Source organism: Dactylosporangium sucinum, from assembly GCF_014647515.1.
Taxonomy (GTDB): Bacteria; Actinomycetota; Actinomycetes; order Mycobacteriales; family Micromonosporaceae; genus Dactylosporangium; species Dactylosporangium sucinum.
Genome location: NZ_BMPI01000019.1, coordinates 119,340 through 139,817, shown reverse-complemented (window position 1 = coordinate 139,817; position 20,478 = coordinate 119,340). Strand labels below are relative to the sequence as shown.

Sequence of the window (20,478 nt, the reverse complement as noted above, 5' to 3'; positions counted from 1 at the left end):
CGGAGTGAACGTGCAACAGGTGCACGACATCGAGGGTCTGGACCACACCGGGATGGTGGTGCCCGACCTGGAAGCGGCGGTCGCGTTCTACGAACGGGCCTTCGGTGCGGCCGTCGTCGTCCGGGAAGCCGACACCGACGTCGACGCGACGGCGATCGGGCTGCCCGGGGAGACGGTGCGCCTCCGTGGCGCGATCCTGCGCTGCGGCTCGGGGCTGCTGGAACTGCACGAGTACCTGACGCCACGCGGCACCGCCGGGCGCCGGGTCTGCGACGAGGGCATCGGCCACGTCGCCTTCCGGACCTCCGACATCGACGCCGCGTACGCGCGGCTCGGTGCGCTGGGCGTCCGCTTCAACTCGCCACCGAACACCATCACGTCGGGAACGCTGGCCGGCCGGCGATGGGTCTACGGGCGCGATCCCTGGGGCGTCGTCGTCGAACTGTGCCAGGACACCCGGGACGCCCGGGACATCCGGCCGGGGCCGCGGTCGTGACGGGGCCGATCGGCATCGGGCAGCTCGGTGCGGGGTTCATCGGGCAGGTGCACTCGCTCAGCTACCGGCTCGCGGCGATGGCCCGCCACCGCGTGCCGGCCGGCATCCGGCTCGTGTCGCTGGCCGACACCGACGCGGCGCTGCGCCGGGAGGTCGCGGACCGGTACGGATGGGAAACCGTCACCGACGACTGGCGGTCGATCGTCGACGATCCGGACGTCCGGCTGTTCGTCAACGCGGGGCCCAACGCGCTGCACGGTGCGCCGTCGATCGCGGCGGCCCGCAACGGCAAGCACGTCCTGTGCGAGAAACCGCTGGCCCGGACCGCAGACGAGGCGTTCGACACCTATCGCCGGGTCGAGACGACGGGCGTCCTGCATCAGTGCGCGTTCATGTACCGCTTCATCCCCGCGATCCGGCACGCCCACGAGCTCATCGCGGCCGGCGAGCTCGGTGAGGTGCTCCACTTCCGGTCGCGGTTCCTGATGTCGTTCGCGCTGGACCAGGGTCTCCCGATGTCGTGGCGCCTGGACAAGGCCGCCGCCGGCGCCGGGGCGCTGGGCGACCTGGGCTCGCACCACATCGACCTCGCCCGTTTCCTGGTGGCCGAGCCGGTCGCGGTGGCGGCCCACGCGCAGACCTTCATCCACGACCGGCCCGGTGGCCGGGTCAGCAACGACGACAGCTTCGCCGCGATCGCCCGGCTGGCGAACGGCGCGACGGCGAGCTTCGAGGCGTCGCGGGTCGCCGGCGGCCACGGGCTCAGCAGCCGGATCGAGATCGACGGTACGAGGGGATCGTTGCTGTTCGACCTCGAACGGTTGAACGAGCTGTCCGTCAGCCTGGCCGGCGCACAGGGCTTCCGCACGTTCCTCGTCACCGCGCCGGAGCACCCGTGGGCCGACTTCCTGTTCCCGGTGGGCGTGCAGGGACAGCACCCGATCGGGTGGGAGGTCTGCTTCGCGCACCAGGCGCAGACGATGCTGCGCGCGATCGACTCCGGCGAGCGGCTCCCGGACACGGCGCCGACGTTCCGCGACGGCTACCGCGTCGCCGAGGTGGTGGACAGCATCGACCGGGCGGCCGGGTCAGGCAGCTGGGAACCGGTCACCTATCGAGAGGTGGACAGGCAGGCATGACAACAACACCGCCGGAGTTGCTCACCCGCGTGGGCCGTCGGCTGCGCGTCGGTCTCGTCGGCGGAGGGCTGGACTCGGTCATCGGTGAGACGCACCAGATGGCGCTGCGGGTGGACGGCCTCTTCGAGCTCGTCGCGGGCGCCATGTCGATCGACCCGGACGTCGCCCGTGCGAGCGCGCGCGCCGCGCTCATCGACGAGTCCCGGTCGTACCGCGACTATCGCGAGATGGCCCAGGCGGAGGCGGAGCGCGACGACGGCATCGACCTCGTGGTCATCGCGACGCCGCCCCGGACCCACTTCGAGATCGCGAGCACGTTCCTGGCCGGCGGCATCAACGTGCTGTGCGAGAAGCCGCTCGCCCGGACGGTGGCCGAGGCCCGCCGGCTGGTCGACGCGGTGCAGCGCAGCGGACTGGTGTTCGCGCTCAACCACTGTTTCACCGGGTATCCGGTCGTCCGTCACGCGCGGGACGCGGTCGCCGCGGGGGTCATCGGGCGCGTCACGATGGTCGAGATGGACTTCCCCTCGGGCGACGTCGACCTGGCCCGCGAGCCGGCCGATCCGGCGCGGCGGCACTGGCGGTTCCGCCCGGAGTCGATGGGGCGCGCCGGTATCCTCGGCGAGCTCGGCACGCACGCCCATCACCTGGCCGAGTACGTCACCGGCGACCGGGTCACGACCGTCGCCGCCACGATGCACACGTTCGCCGCCGGGCGGGAGGTGTACGACAACGCGTACCTCACGCTGGGCCTCAGCGGCGGCGCGGTCGGCCGGATCTGGACGAGCTACGTCGCCATCGGCAACGAGCACGGCCTGGCGTTCCGCATCTACGGAGACGAGGGCGGGTTGCTGTGGCGCCAGGAGGACCCGGAACGGCTGTGGCTGCAGCGGGCGGGCCAGGCGCCGACCCTCCTGACCAAGGGCGGCGCGGGGCAGTCCGCCGCGGCGCTGGGGTCCTCCCGGTTCCGCCCCGGCCATCCGGAGGGCTATCTCCTCGCGTTCGCCAACATCTACCGCGACCTCGGCCTGTCGTTGCTGGCGGCGCTGGCCGGCGACGACCCGGCTCCCTACCGGCGCTCGCTGCCCGGCGTCCGGGACGGCCTCGCGACGCTCCACCTGTACGAGGCGGCGGAGCGCTCGCACGACGCCGGCGGCACCGTCGAGGTTGTGGGTCAGGAGTGAGCCGTCCGGCCCGATCGAACTGATGCGCCGGCACGACATGGTGGTGCCGGCGTCCGATCGCAGGATCGGGGACCCGGCACCACCACCTTGACATGATCGTGAGTCGGTGATCGAATCTCTTGCCTCGGCCGGGCACGGACTCCCGGCGGCGATGAGGCGGGTGCCGGATGGACGTGTCGCGCTTCGACGAGGGTGTCGCTTCGCAGTGGCGGAGGTTCCCGCCGCCGACCGTGAGCATCGCCGACCTGGCCGCGGCCCGCGCCGCGCAGCACGCGCACCTGCGGGCGGTGGCCGGCCGGGGTGGCGTCGACCGCACCGGCGTGGCCGTGGAGTCGCACCTGGTCCGGTCCGCCTTCGACGGTCATCGTGTGCCGGTCCGGGTCTACCGGCCGGCGGCACCGTCCGGCGCCGGCCTGGTGTACGCCCACGGCGGCGCCTTCGTGATGGGGGACCTGGACGCCGAGGACGAGAAGTGCCTGACGTTCGCCCGGGCGGCAGGTGTCACGGTCGTTTCGGTGGACTACCGGCTGGCGCCCGAACACACGTTCCCCGCACCGCTCGAGGACTGCTACGCGGTGCTCGTCTGGGTCGCGGAGAACGCGGCCGGGCTGGGGATCGACCGCCGGGTGCTGGGCGTCGGCGGGTGCAGCGCCGGCGGTGCGCTGGCCGCCGCCGTGGCCCAGCTCAGCCAGGACCGGGGCGGTCCGGCGCTCGCGCTGCAACTGCTGCTCTACCCCGTGCTCGACGCGGCGCTCGACACGCCGTCGACCCGCTCGCTGCCGCCCGATCGGCGCCGCGACTTCGGGCTGATGTGGGCCTACTACCTGGGGGACCGGCCGGGCACGCGACCGCCGTACGCCGCGCCGGCCGACCGGTCCGATCTGTCCGGGCTGCCGCCGGCGTGCCTGGTGACGGCCGAGCTGGACGCCCTGAGGGACGAGGCGTTCGGGTACGCCCAGCGGCTGCTCGCCGCCGGCGTGCCCGTGGAGTTCCAGTGCTGGGCCCGGGCGCCGCACGTCTTCGAGCTCGACGCGCCGGACGCGGAGCTGTCCCGGCGCGCGACGGCGGCGCAAGCGGCGGCGTTGCGCACCTTCCTCGACGCCGCCCGGCGCCGGTAATCCTGCCGTAGCAGACCGGAAACACGTCGTTGACCGAGTAACGGGCCTGTGATTAGATCACCCAAACACTTAACCCGGCGGACCTCGTTGCTTCGGAAAGGACCGATATGAGGAGAAGGACCGTGCTCGGCGGCACGGCGGTCTCCGCCGTCGCGCTGGGCCTCGGCACCGGCGCCTGCACCGCCCGACCTCCGGCCGGCACCCCGTCGCCCGGCAAGAAGCTCCGGCTGATCTACGTCGCCACGAACCCGGCGAACACCCCGATCGGTGCGATCATCTCGAACGCGTTCGACGCGGCCGGCAAGGAGCTGGGCGTGGAGGTGGTCTACCGCAGCACCCCGACGTCGGCCACGAGCGCCACGCAGCTCAAGCCGCTCATCGAGAACGCGGTCGCGTCCAAGCCGGACGGGCTGGTCATCACCGACACGCTGCCCTCAGCGCTCAACCCGACCATCAAGGCGGCCGTCGACAGCGGGATACCCGTCGTCCTCGCGCAGACCGGCGCCGGTGAGGCCACCGCCACCGGGGCACTGACGTTCGTCGGCAACGACGAGACGGCCGCCGGCATGCTCGGCGGCAAGCTCCTCGGTGAGGCCGGCGCCAAGCATGCGCTCATGGTGACGGTCCCGCCGGGGATCCCCATCGCGGAGGACCGCAACAACGGCTTCGAGCGCGGCTTCCCGGGAAAGGTGACGTTTCTGCAGGTACCGCTCTCCAACGACGTCACGGCGACGAAGAACGCGATCCTGGCGAGCCTCCAGAAGGACCCCACGATCGACGGCGTGTTCAACGTCGGCGTGCTGATGTCGCCCGCGATGCTCGCCGCGCAGAGCCAGCTCGGCGCCCGCGCGGCGGAGATCAGATGGAGCGCGCTCGACATCGACCCGCAGGTGCTGGGCGCCATCAAGGACGGCAAGCTCGTCTTCGCGCTCGACCAGCAACCCTACCTGCAGGGCTATCTGCCGGTGCTGTTCATCAAGCAGTACCTGACCCTCGGGCTCAAGCCGGCCCTCGCGCAGATCCCGACCGGCCCGTCCGCGGTCACCGCCGCCAACGTCGACCAGGTCCTCGCGCTGTCGGAGAAGAAGCTGCGATGAGTGGGACAGACCTCGTCGAGGAGCCGGCGACCGCACCGGCCACAACCACCGCTGCGCCGCCCGCTCCGGACAGTGGTTCGACGCCGCTCGAGGTGCTCCGGCGGGTCGCGGCGCGCCCGGAGCTGACCGCGGTGCTCGGCACGGTCCTCGTCTTCGCGTTCTTCGCGACGACCGCGCGACACACCGGCTTCCTGACCGCCGTCGGCACGCGCAACTACCTGGAGGTCGCCGCGCAGGTCGGCATCGTCGCGATCCCGGTCACCCTGCTGCTGGTGGCCGGGGAGTTCGACCTGTCCGTCGGCGCGATGATCGGCACGGCCGGGATCCTGTTCGCCTACCCGGTCACGTACTGGGGCTGGGGGCTGCTGCCGGCGCTGCTCTTCGCGCTGGCCGGCGCCTCGGTGGCGGGCCTCGTCAACGGGCTGATCGTCACGCGGACGAGCGTGCCGTCGTTCATCGTCACGCTGGCCATGATGTTCGTGCTCACCGGCGGCACGGTCGCGGTCACGAACTCGCTGACCGGGGCCACCCAGCTGACCGGGCTCACCGAACTGCTGCGCGACGACCCGCTGCTCCGCCTCTTCCACGGGCAGCTGTTCGGCCTGTCGGTCTCGTTCTACTGGTGGGTCGGCCTGAGCGTCCTCGCCGCGATCGTGCTCGACCGCATGAAGGTGGGCAACTGGATCTACGCGACCGGTGGCGACCGTGAGTCGGCCCGCAAGGCCGGCATCCCGGTCGACCGCGTCAAGGTCGGCCTGTTCATGGCGAGCGCGTGCGGCGCCACGCTGGTCGCCGTGCTGGTGATCTTCACGGCCGACACCGCGGACGTCAACGCCGGGGCGGACAAGATGTTCCAGGCCGCGACCGCGGCCGTGATCGGCGGCGCGCTGCTGTCCGGCGGCTACGGGTCGCCGATCGGCACGGCGTTCGGCGCGCTGCTGTTCGGCATCGTCAACCAGGGCTTCTTCTACACGTCCATCAACGACAACTGGTTCCTGCCGTTCGTCGGCGTGACCCTGCTGGTAGCGGTGCTCATCAACACGTACGCCCGGCCGACCGGGCGTCGGCGCCGGGCACGAAAGGAGCGCACATGACGGGCGGGACGCCGCTGTTGCGGGCCGAGGCCGTGACGAAGCGGTACGGCGGCGTGGAGGCGCTGCGGGACGTCTCGATCGACGTCCGGGCCGGCGAGATCACCTGTCTGCTCGGCGACAACGGCGCCGGCAAGTCCACGCTCATCAAGGTGCTGTCCGGAGTGGTCCGGCCGGACTCGGGCGCGATCTGGTTCGACGGCGAGCGGATCGAGCTGTCGTCGCCCCGGGACGCGCTGCGGCGCGGCATCGCCACCGTGTTCCAGGATCTTGCACTCGTCGGGGTCATGCCCATCTACCGCAACTTCTTCCTCGGACGGGAACCCACTCGCGGGCGGTTCTCGCTGGGCTGGTTCGACTCGCGCCGGGCCCGCGAGATCGCCCGGCGGGAGCTGCGCGAGGTCGGCATCGACCTGCGCGACATGCGCCAGCCGGTCGAGACGCTCTCCGGCGGCCAGCGCCAGTGCGTCGCGATCGCCCGCGCCGTCTACTTCGGAGCGCGCGTGCTCATCCTGGACGAGCCGACGTCGGCGCTCGGCGTGCGGGAGGCGGAACTGGTCCTCCGGCACGTCCTGCGGGCCCGGGCCAGCGGCATCGGCGTCGTGCTGATCACGCACAACGTGCACCACGCATACCCGGTGGGGGACAGCTTCGTCGTGCTGCGCCGGGGCGGGCTCGAAGGGACGTACCGGAAGGAGGATCTCACGGTCGGCGGGCTGGTCCGGCACATGGCCGGCGGCGCGGAGCTCACCCGGTTGCAGGAGGATCTGGAGAAGATGCTGGAGGCGGTCGGCGATGCGGGCTGACTCCCGGGCCGCCGCCCCGGTCGCGGGTCATGTCGAGCCCGGCTTCGAGCCGGTGCGGGACGCGTTCGCCGCCGCCTTCACCGACGACGGCGAGCTCGGGGCGGCGTTCGCCGCGTACCGGGACGGCGAGCCGGTCGTCGACCTGTGGGGCGGCGTCGCCGACGCCCGCACCGGTGCGCCGTGGCGTCCCGACACGATGCAGCTCATCTTCTCCGGGACCAAGGGGCTCGTCGCCGTCTGCCTGCTGCTGCTCGTCGACCGGGGCCGGCTGCGCCTCGACCGGCCGGTGGCCGCGTACTGGCCGGAGTTCGCGGCGGCCGGCAAGGGCGGTGTGCTGGTCCGTGACGTCGTCGCGCACACCGCCCGTCTGCCCGGCCTCACGACCCCGGTGACCTGGCGGGAGGCGACCGACGCGACCCGGATGGCCGCGCTGGTCGCGGCCCAGCCGCAAAGTAACGACCGGCGCGCGGCCGACACCTACCACACGCTCACGTTCGGCTGGCTCTGCGGTGAGCTGCTGCGCCGGATCGACGGCCGGACGGTCGGGCGGTTCTTCGCGGAGGAGGTCGCCGGCCCGCTGGGCATCGAGGCGTGGATCGGGCTGCCCGCCGCACTGGAGCCGCGCGTGGCCCGCCTGGAGCTCGACCTGCACGCCCCGGGACCGCCGGAGCATGACGCCTTCGCGCGCTCGGTGCTGGCCAACCCCGTCCGGCGGGAGCGGCTGGGATTCCCCGGCAACGAGCGTGCGTGGCACGCGGCCGAGGTGCCGGCCGCGAACGGCATCGCCACCGCGCGCGCCGTCGCCCTCCTGTACGGGCGGCTCGACCGCCTGGTCGGCGCGGCCACGCTGGACCTCGCCCGCCGGCCGCTCAGCGTGCGGGTGGATCCGCTGCACGGCGGAGCGATGGCGTTCGGTGTCGGCTTCCAGGTGCAGACGGAGGCGCAACCGTTCGGGCCGCCGCCGGACGCGTTCGGCCACGGCGGGTTCGGCGGCTCGCTGCACGGCCGCTGGCCCGGCTCGCGCGTGGGGTTCTCCTACGCGACCAACCTGCTGCGGGACGACCCGGGCGACCGGCGGGCGGCACGGGTGCTCGCCGCCCTCCACGACTGCCTCGCCGACGGTCCGCGGTGAACGGGGTCACGAGCGTCGCGGCCGGCGACGAACTGGGTGAGGGCCCGTTCTGGGACGTCCGCACGGCGCGACTGTCCTGGGTGGACATCCTGACCGGCCGCCTCCGCACGACCGGGGACCCGGCGCCGGTCACGGTGACGTCGCCGCTGGCCTTCGCGATACCCCGCAGGGACGGCGGCCACGTGCTCGGCGTCGGGCGCGACGTGGTGGTGCGTGACCCGGAGGGCGGCCTGCGGACCCTCGCCCACCTCGACGGCGACGCCCGGGCCGACCGGCTCAACGACGCCGCCTGCGACGCCGCGGGACGACTCTGGGCGGGCACGATGTCCAGCCGGCGGGAGCCCGGCGTCGCGGCGCTGTACCGGATCGAGCCGGACGGCCGGGTGGACTGCGTCCTGGACGGGCTGACGATCTCCAACGGGCTGGACTGGAGCCCGGACGGCACGGTGATGTACCACATCGACAGCCCGGCGCAGCGCGTCGACCGGTACCCGTTCGACGCGGGCACCGGGCGCCTCGGCGACCGGCGCACGTTCGCGGCGATCCCGGCGGAGGACGGCCTCCCCGACGGGCTCACGGTCGACGCCGAGGGCGGCGTCTGGGTCGCGTTGTTCGGCGGCGGCGCGGTGCGCCGGTACCGGGCGGACGGCACGCTGGACCGGGTCGTGCCGCTCCCGGTCAGCTGCCCCACCAGCGTCGCGTTCGGCGGCGCGACGCTGCGGGACCTGTTCGTCACCAGCTCTCGCCACAAGCTCGACGACGCCGGACGGCGCGCCGAGCCGCTGGCCGGCAACCTGTTCCGGCTCCGCCCGGGCCCGCAGGGCCTGCCCAAACCGCGGTTCGCCGGATGAGCGACGCGGAGTGGACGGTGGCGCCCGGGTTCGGCGCGGTGGCCGATGCGTTCCGCGAGAACCTGGCCCGGCGCGGCGAGCGCGGCGCCGCATTCGCCGCCGTCCGCAACGGCGAGGTGGTCGTCGACGTGTGGGGCGGCGCCGCGGCGCCCGGTGTCCCGTGGCGGGCGGACACGCTCCAACTGCTGTTCTCCGGCACGAAGGGGCTCGTCGCCGCCTGCTTCGCCCGGCTGCTCGACCACGGGCTGGTCGACCTCGACGCACCGGTGGCCCGGTACTGGCCGGAGTTCGCGGCGAACGGGAAGGCCGGGATCACCGTCGGGGAGGTGCTGTCGCACCGGGCGGGTCTGCCGGGTGTCCGGCGGCGGCTGCGCGAACGCGACCTGTGCGACGGCGCGCGGATGGCGCGGCTCCTCGCCGCCCAGCCGCGCGAATGGGACCCCCGGGCCGGCGCCGTCTACCACCCGCTCACGTACGGCTGGCTCGCCGGCGAGCTGATTCGCCGGGTGACCGGCCGCAGCGCGGGCCGTTATCTCGCCGACGAGATCGCCGCGCCGCTCGGCCTCGACATCTGGCTGGGCCTGCCGGAGCGGCACGCGGGCCGGGTGTCCGAGCTGGCCTACGGGCCGGGCTGGGGCACCGCTGCGCAGCTCTCCGTGCGGGCCGGCGAGAGCGACCGGTTGCTCGGCGCCGCCTGGGCGAACCCTCCGCTCTTCCCGGCCCCCCGGATGCCGTGGAACGACCCGGACTTCCGCGCCGCGGAGATCCCGGGCGCGAACGCGATCGGCACCGCCCGGTCGCTCGCCCGGCTCTACGGTTGCCTGGCGCTCGGCGGCCGGCTCGACGGCGTCACCGTGGCGTCGGCGGAGGCCCTGGCCGGCGCCACCGCGGAGCGCAGCCACTTCGTCGACCCGCTGACCGGCGAGCGCCTGCGGTACGGTGCGGGGTTTCAACTCCAGACCGGGGGGCGGCGGCTCGGGCCGCCGGCGCACGCGTTCGGGCACACGGGGGCCGGCGGCTCGGTCAGCGCGGCCTGGCCGCGGGAACGGATCGGTGTGGCGTACGTGATGAACGAGCTGCGCGACGAGCCGGGGCCGGACCCGCGGGCCGTCGCGCTGCTCCGTGCGGTACACAGGGCGGCGGCCGGTCAACGGTCGACGGCATGATGAAGGGGGCGGATGTGACCGTGGCATCGAGCACTCGGTTCGCCGGTGTGCACGCGATCGTGACCGGAGGCGCCCGGGGCATCGGCTTCGCCACCGTCGCCGCGCTGCTGCGCGAGAGCGCGGCCGTCACCTTCTGTGACCGCGACCGGGCGGCGGGTGAGCAGGCGCTGGGGTTGTTGCCGGCCCGTGCGCCGGCCACCTTCGTCCATGCCGACGTGGCGGTGGAGGCCGACGTCGCCGCGGTCGTGGCCCGCGGGGCGGACGCCTACGGCCCGCCCACGGTGCTGGTGAACAACGCCGGCGTCAACGCGAACTTCGACGCGGTCGAGATGTCGTCGGACGAGTGGGACGACTTCTTCGCCGTCGACCTGAAGGCGAGCTGGTTGTTCGCGAAGTACTGCCTGCCGCACATGACCCGGGCCGGCGGCGGTGCGATCGTCAACGTCTCGTCAATCCACGGCACCGCCACGCTGGAGGGCTTCTTCCCGTACGCGGCGGCGAAGTCGGGCCTGCTGGGCCTCACCCGCAGCCTGGCGCTGGACTACGGCCGCCACGGGGTGCGTGTGAACGTCGTCATGCCCGGGTTCACCCGCACGCGGCTGGTGCGGGAGAGTATCGACCGGCACGACGACCCCGCCGCTGCGGAGGCCCGCATGGTCGGCGCGGTGGCGATCGGCCGGATCGCCGAGCCGGAAGAGGTCGCCTCGGTCATCGTTTTCCTCGCGTCCTCGGAGGCGAGCTACGTCACGGGCGCATCGATCGCCGTTGACGGCGGGTTGGCCGCCCGCCGCTCGGGCGCCTGAGGCGACACTGGCCGGCAGGGTTAGAATGATTCAAACTCTGAACGGGAGGACACGTGGCGCGGCTCCATCGCGATCTGCTCGCCGTCATGATCGACCAACTGGCGTCCGGCGTGTATCCGCCCGGCAGCCCTCTGCCCCGCGAGGTCGACCTCGCCGAGCGTTTCGAGGTGAGCCGGGGCGTCGTGCGGGAGTGCCTGCGCGCGCTGGAGGAGCGTGACCTCATCAAGGTCAAGCACGGCCGGGGCGCCACGGTCCAGCCGGAGTCCGCGTGGAACGTGCTCGACCCGGACGTGCTGCGGGCGTTGCTGGCGTCCCAGGCAGGCGGCGACGTCCTTCGCGAATACGTGGAGTGCCGCCGCGGTCTGGAGGTGGAGGCGGCCGGTCTGGCCGCGGTGCGGGCCACCGACGACCACATCGCCCGGTTGCGCGAGGCGCTCGACGAGATGACCCAGGCCGCCAAAGGGGTGCGTGAGGCGGAGGCGGGCGGGGCCGGCGGCCTGCCGGACGCCGAGGAGCAGTTCCATCGCGCGGACATCCGGTTCCACCAGGCCGTGGCGGACGCGGCCGGCAACCGGGCGCTGGCGCACATGCTGCGCCCGCTCGACCAGGCGCTGCTGATCGCCCGGCTGCCGCTCGCCCGCCCGCAGGCCCGGGAGCGGCGGGGCATCCCCGAACATCAGCGGATTCTCAACGCGATCGCGGCCGGCGACGCCGCGGCGGCCGGCCGAGCCATGGGTGCGCACCTGAAGACCGTCGAGGGATACCTGGACGAGTATCTCGCCGGGCGCCGCACCGTGCTCCGCTGACAAGCTGTACGCCGAGGTCAGGTACATGGTGATCCCTTGACCGCGAGAGATATCCAGTGATTGAATCTCTGTGGCGGGAACAGTGAGCCACCCCCGGCCGCGCCGCCCGATCAGCCTACTGGGAGTCCGTGTGACAGATCCCGTGCCGCAGAAGTCGATCTTGATCACCTGGCCCGGATACTCCATCGAGGACGCGACGCTCGGCGGCGCGCTCACCGCCGCGGGATACCGCCCGGTCCTGCGCCCCAAGACCGGTTTCCGCGCTCCGGCCGACGTCGCGCGACTCCTGCCCGGCGTCGTCGGCGCCATCGTCAGCACCGACCCGTTCCCGGCCGACGTGCTGCGGTCCGCGCCGGACCTGTGTGTCATCGCGCGGGTCGGCGTCGGCACCGACAGCATCGACCTGGCGGCCGCGTCCTCGCGCGGCGTCGTGGTCACCACGACCCCCGGCGCCAACGAGTCCGTCGTCGCCGACCACACGGTGGCACTGTTGCTCGCGGCCGTGCGCCGGGTCGTGGAGAACGACGCGTCCATCCGGTCCGGCGAGTGGAACCGGGTGGGCGACCTGACGCCGTTCGACCTGAGCGGCCGCACGATCGGCCTTGTCGGGCTCGGCACGATCGGCGGGGAGGTGGCCAGGCGCCTGGCCGGCTTCGACGTCGAGGTCCTCTTCACGGACCCGGCCGTGGCCACGCACGGCGCGGCCACGCGGGTCCCGATCGACGAGCTGCTGCGCCGCAGCGACATCGTCTCGCTGCACGTGCCGCTCACCGGGACCAACCGCCACCTGATCGGCCGGCCCGAGCTGGCGTCACTGCGGCGCGGCGCGATCCTGGTCAACACGTCCCGGGGCGGCCTGGTCGACGAGGACGCGCTGGTCGACGCGCTGCGCTCCGGGCACCTCGCGGCGGCCGCACTGGACGTCTTCGAGGTCGAGCCGCCCCGCGACCGGCGGTTGGCCGCGCTGCCGAACGTCGTCCTCTCGCCGCACATCGCGGGGCTGAGCCCGGGGAGCATCCAGGAGATGACCCGGCGGGCGACCCGGTCGGTGCTGCGGGTCCTCGCCGGTGACCGCCCGGACGGCGTGGCCAACCCCGACGTGTACCGTGCCGTCCGGCCCCTCGCGGCGGGAGGCGCCGGCCGTGGCTGAACCGTTGACGTTCTCGCACCGGCGGGCCGCCACCGGCGCACCAGCCGTCGGCACCGTCGTCACGCTGCCCGGCGCCGCGCTCGCCGAACTCACCGCCGCGGCGTTCGACCTGGTCTGGATCGACATGGAGCACGGCGCGCTCGGCCGCGGCGACATGCTCGACCTCGTCGTCGGCTGTACCGCCGCCGGAACGCCCGCACTGGTCCGGGTGTCCGGTGTGGACAGTGACGACGTCCCGGTCGCGCTGGACGCCGGAGCTGCCGGCATCGTGTTGCCCGACGTCTCCGGCGCCGCCGTCGCCTCGCGACTGGTGTCCCGCTGCACCTACCCACCGCGCGGCACACGCGGGTTCGGGCCGCGGCGCGGCAACCAGCACGGCCGCCGCCCGCAGGCCGCCGACCCGATCCTGATCGCCCAGATCGAGAGCGCCGCCGGCGTCCACCATGCCGCGGACATCGCCGCCACCCCGGGCATCGCCGGGCTCGTGGTCGGCACCGCCGACCTGTCGTACCACCTCGGGGTGCCCGGCCGTGCGGATGACCCGGCGGTCGCCGCGGCGCTCGGCACCGTGCAGGCCGCGGCCGCCGCTGCCGGCATCGCATTCGGCGTCGCGGGCGCCGCGACACAGACCAACCTCGACCTCTGGGCGGCGCTGCCGCTCGACGTGGTGATGCTCTCCACCGACGCCCGGGTCTTCGCCGGTGCCGTCGACGACCTCGCCGGCCGCGCCCGCCGCCACCTCACCGGCGCGGCAACAGGGAAAGGGACAGCCTTATGACCGACCAACCAGCAGGGACGGTACGACTCACGGTCGCGCAGGCGATCGTCCGCTTCCTCGCCGTGCAGTACACGGAGCGCGACGGCGTGCGCCGCCGGGCGGTGCCGGGCGTGTTCGGCATCTTCGGGCACGGCAACGCGGTCGGCCTGGGGCACGCGCTGTCGGAGCGCCGCGCGGAGCTGCCGTTCCTCCAGCCCAAGAACGAGCAGTCGATGGTGCACGCCGCCATCGGCTACGCCAAGGCCGTCGGGCGGACCGCGACGTACGCGTGCACCGCGTCCATCGGCCCGGGGGCGACGAACCTGGTGACCGGTGCGGCGACCGCGACCGTGAACCGGCTGCCGGTCCTGCTCCTGCCCGCGGACACGTTCGCCAACCGCAGGCAGGGGCCGGTGCTCCAGCAGTTGGAGCACGCGCACACCGACGTGACCGTCAACGACTGCCTGCGGCCGGTGAGCCGGCTGTTCGACCGGATCTCCCGGCCCGAGCAACTGCTCACCGCCCTGCCGGCGGCGATGCGGGTGCTCTTCGACCCGGCGGAGACCGGCGCCGTCACGCTCGCGCTCCCGCAGGACGTGCAGGGCGAGGCGTTCGACTTCCCGGCCGCGCTGTTCCGGGAACGCACCTGGCGGGTGCCCCGGCGACCCCCCGAGGCCGCCGACGTCGCGCACGCCGCCGGGCTACTGCGCGCCAGCGCGCGACCGCTCATCGTCGCCGGGGGCGGGGTGCGCTACTCCGCAGCGGAGACGGCGGTGGCCGCGCTCAGCGAGCGGTACGGCATCCCGGTCGCCGAAACGTCGGCGGCGCTGGGCTCGGTGGCGGGCTCCCGGTGGCACCTCGGTGGCATCGGGGTCAACGGCACCGCCGCCGCGAACGCCGCGGCGCGCGCGGCCGACCTGGTCGTCCACGTCGGGACGCGGCTCACCGACTTCACCACCGGTTCCCACTCGCTGTTCGCCGACCCGGAGGTGCGGTTCGTCGGCGTCAACGTGGTGGCGGAGGACGCGCACAAGCTCGGCGCGTACGCCGTCGTGGCGGACGCGCGCGCCACCGTCGACGCGCTCGCGGGCGCACTGTCCGGATGGACCGCGCCGCCCGCGTGGAGCGACGACGCGGCGCGCTGCGCCGCGGACTGGCGGGACCGCGTCGACGAGGCGACCGTTCTCGGCTCGGGCGAGGCACTGACCCAGGGTGGCGTGCTGACCGCGCTGAACCGGGCCGCCCAGCCCGGCGACTGGGTCGTAGCGGCGGCCGGCGGCCCGCCCGGCGACCTGCTGAAGACCTGGCGGGTCCGCGACGGCGTGCACACCCACGTCGAGTTCGGCTACTCCTGCATGGGCCACGAACTGCCGGCGGCGCTCGGTATCCGGCTCGCCCGGCCGGACGCCGGGCAGGTCTACGCGATCATCGGCGACGGCACGTACCTGATGGCCAACACCGAGCTCGTCACCGCCGTGCAGGAGCGCCTCGGCGTCACCGTCGTGCTGCTCGACAACGGGGGCTACCAGTCCATTCACGGCCTCCAGTCCCGGGCGATCGGCACCGGCTTCGGCAACGAGTTCCGCATGCGCGACGGGGACAGCCTGACCGGGCCGCCGCTGGTCGTCGACTACGCCGCCAACGCCGCGAGCCTGGGTGCCCGCGCGTTCGTCGCGACCGACGCCGGCGCGTTCGGCGACCTCCTGAAGCAGGCCCGGAGCCTGGCCGGGCCGGTGGTGATCGTGTGCCCGGTCGCGCCGGAGCGCGCGCTCCCCGCCGGCGACGCGTTCTGGGACCTGGGCGTCCCGGAGGTCGCGGACGACCCGGGCGTCTCGTCCGCCGCCGCGGCGGTCCGCGCCGGGCGCGACCAGCAGAGGCAGCACCTGTGAGCGGGCCGATCCGGGTGGGGGTGGTCGGCGGCGGCCTCGTGTCGCAGGTGGTGCATCTGCCCGTGCTGACCCGCCTGCACCGGCACTACACGCTCCGCGCGCTGGCCGAGCCGAGCCCCGCGCTCCGCGCCGGCCTCGGCCGCCGCTTCGGGATCGACGCGCTGCACGAGGACTGGCGTGAGATGATCCACAGTGGACAGCTGGACGCCGTTGTCGTCGCGGCGCCCAACGCGCTGCACGCCCCGATCGTGCTGGCGGCGCTGTCGGCCGGGCTGCACTGCTTCGTGGAGAAGCCGCTCTGCATCGACCCGGCCGACGCGGTCCGGATCGCCGCCGCCGCCGACCGCGCTGACCGGGTCGTCCAGGTCGGATACATGAAACGGTTCGACCGGGTGGCGGAGTCGGCCGTGGCCGCGCTCCGCGACGCAGCCGCATCGCCGCTGGTCGTCGACGTGATGACGTACGACCCGGGGCTGTCCCGCTTCTTCGGCCCGGACGAGCTGCGTCCGGCGCCCGGCGACGTCCCGGCCGGCGCGCGCGACGAGTTGCGCGAAGCCGAGCAGGCCCAGTGTCACGCGGCGGTCGGTGCGGCGGCGGACCGGGACGCGGATCGCCGGATGCTCGTCGACGTGTTCCTCGGCGCCCTGGTCCACGACGTCAACCTGCTCGCCTGGATCGCGGACGCCCGCGGGCTGGGACCGTTGCGCGGCACGGACGCGCGCATCCTGCCCGACGCCCGCGGTGCCCAGGTGTCCGGGTTGATGGGTGACGCGCCGTGGACCGCCTCCTGGGTCTCGACGCCCGCGATCGACGACTTCGCCGAGACGGTCCGCGTGCTCACCCCCGACGCCGCGCACGAGCTGTGTTTCCAGGCGCCGTACGGCGCGGTGAAACGGCGTGGCACCCGGCACACCGTCCGGGCCGGTGGGCGCTCCACGACGACCGAGGAGCGCGACGACAGCTTCGACCGCGAGCTGGCGGCCTTCGCGGCGGCGATCACCGGCCACGGCGCGCGGCGCAACGTCGTCGAGGAAGCGGCGCGCGACGTCACGCTGTTGTGCGAGCTGTTCGCCACCGCCGGCGGCCGGAGCGCGTCATGACCGTGCGCATCGGATGCAGCCCGACGACCTGGGGCGTCGACTTCGCCGACCATCCCGCGAACCCGCCCTGGTCGCGTGTGCTCGACGACATCGCCTCGGTCGGCTGCCGATGGATCGAGCTGGGCCCGGTGGGCTTCCTGCCGACCGGACGCGACGAGCTGGCGGCGGAGCTGGACGCCCGCGGCCTCCGCGTCGCCGGCACCTTCCTCTTCCAGCCGATCTGGGACGCCGCGGCGTTCGCCGACGTCCGCGCCACCGCCCGCGACACCTGCCGGCTGATCGCCGAGCAGGGCGGCCGCCACCTCGTCGTCGTCGACCGGGTCAACCCGGTTCGTGACGCCACGGCCGGGCGGTCCGCCGCGGCCGTCCGGCTGGCCGGCCGCGCGTGGCGCGAGTACCTGCACCGGATCGAGGCGATCGCCGAAACAGCGGCCGGGGCCGGCGTGCGGGCCGTGCTGCACCCGCACTGCGGCACGTACCTCGAGTTCGACGACGAGATCGCCGCCGCGCTCGCCGAGCTCCCGGCCGAGCTGGTGGGGCTGTGCGTGGACACCGGCCACCTCCGGCTCGCCGGCGCCGACCCGGTCCGGACCCTGACCGACTGGTCCGGCCGGGTCGAGCACGTCCACCTCAAGGACGTCGACCCGGTCGTGGCCGGGCGGGTCCGGGCCGAGGGCCTGAGCTTCTGGCAGGCGGTCGACGCGGCCGTGTTCTGCCCCATCGGGCGCGGCATGGTCGACTTCCCCGCGTTCGCCGCCGCGCTCGACGCGGTCCGCTACGACGGCGTGGCGATCATCGAACAGGACCGCAACCCCCGGTCGGGCAGCGACCCGCGCGTCGATGTGGCCGCGAGCCTGGAGTATCTCGCCACGCTCGGTCTCGCCCCCGCCGCCCCGGACGAAGATGACCATGCCTGAAGCGTCGACCGGATCGTGCCGGCGGCGCCGGGGCGTGGCCGGCGCCGCCGGCCACGCCCGTACGGCGGCGGTCAGGCGCCGAGGGTGCCGACCTCCGCGCAGGCGAACGGCACGGTGATGCCGACCTGGCCCAGCTCGCCGGTGTCGTCGCTGAGTGCCGGCAGGGTCAGGGTGCCCGCCGGCCGCTCGGCCGGGCCGGTCAATGACACCTTCGCGCCGCCACCGTCCTCTGCGCTCAGTTCGCTGACCGTCACCCCTCTCTTCGGTTTCTCGCCGGACCAGTCGAGGGCCGACAGGGTCCGCAGCAGGGCGCCGCTGTGCTGGATGACGGCGATGCTCAGCTCGTCGGCGGAGAGACTGCCGTCGGCGGCGAAGGTCACGGTGCCGATGGCGCCGACGTGTGCGTCCGTGTCGAAGTAGAACGACACGGTGAGGTTGCCGCCGCTGCGGTAGCACCGGGTGGTGCCTGACCAGCCGGCCCGGGTGCCGGGCAGCCCGGCACCGCTGACCGTGATCTCCTGCGCCGGCAGCGAGGTGAGTGTCGCTGTGCAGTCCGTGACACCCTCCAGCGTGGCGAACACCCGCTGGTCGCCGCGCCGCAGGAGCAGGGCGGGCATCAGGCCGAGACCGCCGAAGATCTCCTCGGTGCCCGCCGCGTCCTCGGGGTAGCGCAGTTCGTCGGCGACGTACCACTGACCGGCGCCGAGCATGCCCACGAGGCGGTCGCATCGCTGGGCCGTGACCATGCGCAGCCCGTCGCCGGGCAGCGGCACCGCGATCACCTCGGGGGTGACGTAGAGACCGGCGAAGGCCGGCAGCGCGGCCGTGGCAGGGCCCGCGCCCGCACCGGTCGTGGGCTGCGCCGCGGGCTTGTCATCGGTGGTGCACGCGGCGAGGGCCCCCAGCAGGACCGTGGCGAGCAGGCCGGTGAGCACCCGGCGGCGGTGGTCAGAGGTTGTCGTACTCATACGTCACCTTCGGGCAGCGCGGGTCCTCGGTGACCCGCAGCACGGGCCAGGTGAGGTCGCTGAGCGGGAACGAGTTGCCGGCCAGGAGAATCTCCACCTCGCCGACCGGGCGGCCCACCCGCCAGTCGTCGAGGATCTCGGCGCGGGTGTTCAGGTAGCGGTCCGGGTTGAGGTCGAGCACCCCGTCCAGGAACTGCTTGCCGCCCTCTCCGGTCATGATGAAGAACGGATTGGGACCGGACCGGTCGTTGGTGAGGACGCTGAGCGTCGAGTTCTCCCGGCCACTGATGTTCGCCGGGACGGGGATCCCGGCGACGGCGCCGGCGAGCTGCTCGAACTCGCTGTACTCGACCCCGCTGTAGCCGGCCTTGCCCTTGAACGGCCCGGCCAGCCCGGTGCAGCTCACCAGGTCGACGTACACCTTGGGAATCGACGCGAGGATCAGGTTCACGGAGTTGCTGCCCTTGGCGACGAGAATGTCCGAGCCGTGGTAGGTGACCGCGATCGTGATCGTCTGGCTCGGCAGCCCGGCCTTGACCAGGACGTCCCGGAGCAGGTCGAAGGTCTTGCCCACGCCGTAGCCGACCGGGTTGCCGAGCAGGCCATAGGCGTCGCCGAGCTCGAACGGGAAGCTCTCCTTGTCCAGCGCGGCGATGAACGTCGCCTTGCGACGCAGTTCCGGTCCCTCGCCCGGTGGGTCCTCGACCGGCGGCTTGACCTCCAGCGTGGACTTGCCGTCCTTGCCGGTCTTCTCGCCACGGGTCATCTTGACGCTGTCCGCGGCCACCGCCTGCAGGAGTTGGTTGCCGCCCTTCTGGATGGTCCCGGCCTGCGGCTGCTGGCTGGACCAGCGAACCGTCAAGCCCTCCATCGGCCCGGCCTTCGGCATGTCGACGCCGGCGAGCGCATAGCACTCGAGCCGCTCCAGGGCGACCTTGATGTCGAAGGTCGCGGTGGCGGTCAGCTGCACGTGCTCGCCGCGGCTGCCCGGGGCGTGCTTGAAGTGTGTCGCGGACTTGTCGGCGGTCAGGTCGATCCGGGTGCCGAGCATCAGCATGATCGCGCTGGCCGTGGCGCCGGCCTTGCCCCACGCCTCGTTGGCCTTGTCGAAGATCTCCTTCGCGCCCTCGCCCAGGATCGCGCCGGCCAGCCGGTCCTTCAGCTCGCCCTTCAGGAAGTCGCTGTTGGCCTTGATGACCGGGTCGTCCGGGGCGGCGAACAGGGCGGTGAACTCGCCGCACGCCCCCTTCGGATCTTCCGCGTGCGCCACGCCGCCGCCGACCAGCCGGTCGAACAGGCCGGGCGCGGGCGCGGCCGTGCCGTTCTTCGCGTCCTTGGACACCAGCGCAAACCGGCTCGTCGCGTGGGTCAGCAGGAGGATCGTCTGCAACGGGTCGAACCACACCTCGGCCGGATCGGCGGCGGGATGGATCACCTGGCGGTGCTGGGCGGCAAGGGCACGCACGGCGGCGCCCGCGGTCGCGAACACCGGACCGTCACCGGGCTGCTTGCCCCATCCGGCGATCGCCGTGGCCAGCTGCGCGAAGGTCGGCGGCTTGTCGGTCAGCCCGACGGCCACCAGCAGCGCGGAGAGCTGCTCCGGCGTGTACCGGTCGCCCTCCCGCGCCGCCTCGGCGAGCAGCGGGATCAGCTCGGCGTAGACCGGCGCGTCCAGCAGCGCCACCTCGTCCGGGGCGGCGACGACCGGCCCCTTCGCGGACACGATCACGAGCCCCGAGCGGCGCAGCAGCTCGGCGGTGGCAGCCGGAGAGCCGGCCGGGTCGCTGGTGATCGTCGCGACCAGCCGTTCCGCCGCGGCCGCCGGCTCGGCGGGCAGGCCGGCAGCGGCGGCGGCGACGGACTTGCGGTCGACGGCGCCGCGTGGGGCTGCGTCGTCGTGGTCGCTGTCGTCGGTGCAGCCGCTCGCTGCCAGTGTCGCAACGACGGCCAAGGCCAGCCAGCGGCGGCCGGTCGGGCTACGTCTCACAGAACTTCCTCACAAAACAGT

The 20,478-nt window shown here is 73.6% G+C and carries 19 protein-coding genes; 17 read left to right on the top strand and 2 right to left on the bottom strand.

Annotated elements, in window-relative coordinates; translation table 11 throughout:
• Positions 1–10: 10 nt before the first annotated feature.
• The 17 genes from IEZ31_RS20980 (at position 11) to IEZ31_RS20900 (ending at position 17,502) form a co-directional block, all read left to right on the top strand.
• Positions 11–496 carry a VOC family protein gene (locus IEZ31_RS20980; protein WP_229835668.1) on the top strand — a complete coding sequence of 162 codons (486 nt, stop codon included), beginning with the start codon at positions 11–13 and terminating at the stop codon, positions 494–496.
• A complete protein-coding gene (locus tag IEZ31_RS20975) occupies positions 493–1,635 on the top strand; it encodes a Gfo/Idh/MocA family protein (RefSeq protein ID WP_190251611.1) in 1,143 nt (380 codons plus the stop codon). The genes IEZ31_RS20980 and IEZ31_RS20975 overlap by 4 nt, the downstream gene beginning before the upstream one ends.
• The gene (locus IEZ31_RS20970; RefSeq protein WP_190251610.1) at positions 1,632–2,819 is read left to right on the top strand and encodes a Gfo/Idh/MocA family protein; all 1,188 of its coding nucleotides are present in this window, start codon (positions 1,632–1,634) and stop codon (positions 2,817–2,819) included. The genes IEZ31_RS20975 and IEZ31_RS20970 overlap by 4 nt, the downstream gene beginning before the upstream one ends.
• A gap of 167 nt (positions 2,820–2,986) precedes the next feature.
• Positions 2,987–3,937 carry an alpha/beta hydrolase gene (locus IEZ31_RS20965; RefSeq protein ID WP_190251609.1) on the top strand — a complete coding sequence of 317 codons (951 nt, stop codon included), beginning with the start codon at positions 2,987–2,989 and terminating at the stop codon, positions 3,935–3,937.
• Between the two features lie 107 nt (positions 3,938–4,044).
• Entirely contained in the window at positions 4,045–5,034 is a 990-nt protein-coding gene (locus IEZ31_RS20960; protein WP_190251608.1) for a substrate-binding domain-containing protein, read from the top strand.
• A complete protein-coding gene (locus tag IEZ31_RS20955; RefSeq protein WP_190251607.1) occupies positions 5,031–6,128 on the top strand; it encodes an ABC transporter permease in 1,098 nt (365 codons plus the stop codon). The genes IEZ31_RS20960 and IEZ31_RS20955 overlap by 4 nt, the downstream gene beginning before the upstream one ends.
• Complete coding sequence (locus tag IEZ31_RS20950) at positions 6,125–6,931, top strand: ATP-binding cassette domain-containing protein (protein WP_190251606.1); 807 nt, start codon at positions 6,125–6,127, stop codon at positions 6,929–6,931. The genes IEZ31_RS20955 and IEZ31_RS20950 overlap by 4 nt, the downstream gene beginning before the upstream one ends.
• Complete coding sequence (locus IEZ31_RS20945) at positions 6,921–8,063, top strand: serine hydrolase domain-containing protein (protein ID WP_190251605.1); 1,143 nt, start codon at positions 6,921–6,923, stop codon at positions 8,061–8,063. The genes IEZ31_RS20950 and IEZ31_RS20945 overlap by 11 nt, the downstream gene beginning before the upstream one ends.
• Positions 8,060–8,914 (top strand): SMP-30/gluconolactonase/LRE family protein, encoded by an 855-nt coding sequence (locus IEZ31_RS20940; RefSeq protein ID WP_190251604.1) that lies wholly within the window; start codon positions 8,060–8,062, stop codon positions 8,912–8,914. The genes IEZ31_RS20945 and IEZ31_RS20940 overlap by 4 nt, the downstream gene beginning before the upstream one ends.
• Positions 8,911–10,080, top strand: a complete 1,170-nt coding sequence (locus IEZ31_RS20935) for a serine hydrolase domain-containing protein (protein ID WP_190251603.1) — start codon at positions 8,911–8,913, stop codon at positions 10,078–10,080. Before IEZ31_RS20940 ends, IEZ31_RS20935 begins: the two co-directional genes overlap by 4 nt.
• 20 nt (positions 10,081–10,100) lie before the next feature.
• Complete coding sequence (locus IEZ31_RS20930) at positions 10,101–10,883, top strand: SDR family NAD(P)-dependent oxidoreductase (protein WP_229835665.1); 783 nt, start codon at positions 10,101–10,103, stop codon at positions 10,881–10,883.
• An 86-nt stretch (positions 10,884–10,969) separates the two neighbouring features.
• Positions 10,970–11,689 (top strand): FadR/GntR family transcriptional regulator, encoded by a 720-nt coding sequence (locus tag IEZ31_RS20925; RefSeq protein ID WP_190251602.1) that lies wholly within the window; start codon positions 10,970–10,972, stop codon positions 11,687–11,689.
• Positions 11,690–11,819: 130 nt separating this feature from the next.
• Entirely contained in the window at positions 11,820–12,839 is a 1,020-nt protein-coding gene (locus IEZ31_RS20920; RefSeq protein ID WP_229835664.1) for a phosphoglycerate dehydrogenase, read from the top strand.
• The gene (locus IEZ31_RS20915) at positions 12,832–13,617 is read left to right on the top strand and encodes an HpcH/HpaI aldolase family protein (RefSeq protein ID WP_190251601.1); all 786 of its coding nucleotides are present in this window, start codon (positions 12,832–12,834) and stop codon (positions 13,615–13,617) included. The genes IEZ31_RS20920 and IEZ31_RS20915 overlap by 8 nt, the downstream gene beginning before the upstream one ends.
• Entirely contained in the window at positions 13,614–15,485 is a 1,872-nt protein-coding gene (iolD, locus tag IEZ31_RS20910) for a 3D-(3,5/4)-trihydroxycyclohexane-1,2-dione acylhydrolase (decyclizing) (protein WP_190251600.1), read from the top strand. The genes IEZ31_RS20915 and iolD overlap by 4 nt, the downstream gene beginning before the upstream one ends.
• On the top strand, positions 15,482–16,585 hold the full coding sequence (locus IEZ31_RS20905) for a Gfo/Idh/MocA family protein (protein ID WP_190251599.1): 1,104 nt from the start codon (positions 15,482–15,484) through the stop codon (positions 16,583–16,585). The genes iolD and IEZ31_RS20905 overlap by 4 nt, the downstream gene beginning before the upstream one ends.
• Entirely contained in the window at positions 16,582–17,502 is a 921-nt protein-coding gene (locus tag IEZ31_RS20900; RefSeq protein WP_190251598.1) for a TIM barrel protein, read from the top strand. The genes IEZ31_RS20905 and IEZ31_RS20900 overlap by 4 nt, the downstream gene beginning before the upstream one ends.
• A gap of 71 nt (positions 17,503–17,573) precedes the next feature.
• Here IEZ31_RS20900 and IEZ31_RS20895 read toward each other — a convergent pair whose 3' ends face one another.
• Positions 17,574–18,470: a hypothetical protein gene (locus tag IEZ31_RS20895; RefSeq protein ID WP_190251597.1), complete on the bottom strand. Its 897-nt coding sequence runs from the start codon at positions 18,468–18,470 to the stop codon at positions 17,574–17,576.
• On the bottom strand, positions 18,451–20,457 hold the full coding sequence (locus IEZ31_RS20890) for a hypothetical protein (protein WP_190251596.1): 2,007 nt from the start codon (positions 20,455–20,457) through the stop codon (positions 18,451–18,453). The genes IEZ31_RS20895 and IEZ31_RS20890 overlap by 20 nt, the downstream gene beginning before the upstream one ends.
• Positions 20,458–20,478 lie beyond the last annotated feature (21 nt).

Bases quoted from the DNA above. Each gene is read 5' to 3' on its own strand.
- IEZ31_RS20900 (WP_190251598.1), top strand. From the start codon at position 16,582: ATGACCGTGCGCATCGGATGCAGCCCGACGACCTGGGGCGTCGACTTC.
- IEZ31_RS20970 (WP_190251610.1), top strand. From the start codon at position 1,632: ATGACAACAACACCGCCGGAGTTGCTCACCCGCGTGGGCCGTCGGCTG.
- IEZ31_RS20950 (WP_190251606.1), top strand. From the start codon at position 6,125: ATGACGGGCGGGACGCCGCTGTTGCGGGCCGAGGCCGTGACGAAGCGG.
- IEZ31_RS20955 (WP_190251607.1), top strand. From the start codon at position 5,031: ATGAGTGGGACAGACCTCGTCGAGGAGCCGGCGACCGCACCGGCCACA.
- IEZ31_RS20935 (WP_190251603.1), top strand. From the start codon at position 8,911: ATGAGCGACGCGGAGTGGACGGTGGCGCCCGGGTTCGGCGCGGTGGCC.
- iolD (WP_190251600.1), top strand. From the start codon at position 13,614: ATGACCGACCAACCAGCAGGGACGGTACGACTCACGGTCGCGCAGGCG.
- IEZ31_RS20895 (WP_190251597.1), bottom strand. From the start codon at position 18,470: ATGAGTACGACAACCTCTGACCACCGCCGCCGGGTGCTCACCGGCCTG.
- IEZ31_RS20960 (WP_190251608.1), top strand. From the start codon at position 4,045: ATGAGGAGAAGGACCGTGCTCGGCGGCACGGCGGTCTCCGCCGTCGCG.
- IEZ31_RS20925 (WP_190251602.1), top strand. From the start codon at position 10,970: ATGATCGACCAACTGGCGTCCGGCGTGTATCCGCCCGGCAGCCCTCTG.
- IEZ31_RS20965 (WP_190251609.1), top strand. From the start codon at position 2,987: ATGGACGTGTCGCGCTTCGACGAGGGTGTCGCTTCGCAGTGGCGGAGG.
- IEZ31_RS20945 (WP_190251605.1), top strand. From the start codon at position 6,921: ATGCGGGCTGACTCCCGGGCCGCCGCCCCGGTCGCGGGTCATGTCGAG.